The sequence below is a fragment of the Nocardia farcinica genome (genome assembly GCF_029867845.1).
Taxonomy (GTDB): domain Bacteria; phylum Actinomycetota; class Actinomycetes; order Mycobacteriales; family Mycobacteriaceae; genus Nocardia; species Nocardia farcinica_A.
In genome coordinates this window covers 1-1,429 of sequence record NZ_JARWRU010000304.1, presented here as the reverse complement: position 1 = coordinate 1,429, position 1,429 = coordinate 1, and the positions used below count along the sequence as shown (strand labels likewise).

Genomic DNA, 1,429 nt, shown 5'->3' with positions numbered 1-1,429 from the left:
TTCATCGGCGTCGCGGGCGGTTTCGCCCCGGTCATCCTGTTCATCGGCATCCTCGGCGGCGAGGAACCCATCGACCACTACCAGAAGGCGCTGCTGCGGGAGGGCGCGAACATCCCGCCCGCCGTACGGCGCACCATGCAGATCCACATCGCCGAGGAAGCCCGCCACATCAGCTTCGCCGACAAATTCCTCGAGGCGCACGTACCGCAGCTGTCCCCGGCGGGCCGTGCGGTGGCCGCGGCGGCGTTCCCGCTGGTCATGCGCTGGCTGGTCGGCGAGATCATGGTGCCCCCGCGCTCGTTCGCCCGCCGCTTCGACATCCCGCGCGAGGTGTTCGCCGAGGCGTTCTGGCGTGCGCCGCACTCCCGTCGCATCCTGTCCGGCTACTTCGGCGACGTGCGCAAGCTCGCCGACGATCTCGGCCTGATGACCCCGGTCGCGAAGAGACTGTGGTCGCTGCTGCACATCGACGGCGAGCCGTCCCGGCACCGGGGCGAACCGATCCGCGGGATCGCCTGAGCCCGCGCTCGCCCGGCGCCGCCCGGCTCTTCTGGGGGGCGCCCCACCCCCCTTGCGCCGGGTGAGCGCCGCCAGCAGCGGCTCGTGCGGGTCGATGTCGAGGCCCTGCGCCCGCGCGGCCCCGTCGAGCACGCTCCAGGCGTATCCGGCGAGCTCGCCGACCAGCCGCTCCCTGCTCAGCGCGCGCCGGGGGCCGCGGACCCAGCGGGTCACCGTCGCCTCGGTCATGGACACGATGGCGAAGGTCATCGTGTCGACCACCGGTTCGTCCACCACGCCGACCACGCCGGCCAGTTCGGTCACGAGGGTGCGGGTGTCGGCAGCGATCCGGTCCTTGAGGCTGCTGATGCCGTCCACGTCGTCGGGATCGCCGTAGGCCGGACCGCGACGGAGGAATTCGTAGAGGCTCGCGTGCTGGTCGATCCAGTCGACGACCACCGCGATGGTGCGGTGCAGGATCTCGTCGACCGAACCGGAGGAGACGTCCAGGGCGGAGGACAGCGTCGCGGCGAACCGGTCGGCGATGGCCGTCCTGGTCCGCCGGTCCAGCTCCTCACGGCCGGAGAACTGGCGGTAGACGACCGATTTCGCGAGATCGGAGCGTTCGGTGATCCGCTGCACGGGCACCTCGGCGCCGGGTGGGGTCTGCTCGAGCAGTTCGATCAGCGCTTCGATGATGCGCTCGCGGCGGCTCTCGTTGTGTGGCTGCCAGCGCGCCCGCCTGCCGCCGGTCGGGGCATCAGGGGGGTCGAAGGTGGACACACCCCGAGTCTAGAGGGAGCCTGCCCGTCGCGGCCCGCACCCGGCCGCGACCCCCCGTCCAGCACACACCTGAGACTAAAACACAACTCCGCGCCCACGAGACACATCAAGACAGCTAGGAAGACCTCAAGAGGAGTAAAAAAAATAA

The 1,429-nt window shown here is 70.3% G+C and carries 2 protein-coding genes; both read left to right on the top strand.

The genetic code is table 11. From position 1 onward, the window contains the following. A partial coding sequence (locus QH283_RS06585) for a diiron oxygenase (protein WP_280502125.1) occupies nucleotides 1–519 on the top strand: 519 nt, incomplete at its 5' end. A gap of 84 nt (nucleotides 520–603) precedes the next feature. Then, nucleotides 604–1,429 (top strand): hypothetical protein (locus QH283_RS06580; protein WP_280502124.1); only part of this gene is annotated, 826 nt, incomplete at its 3' end.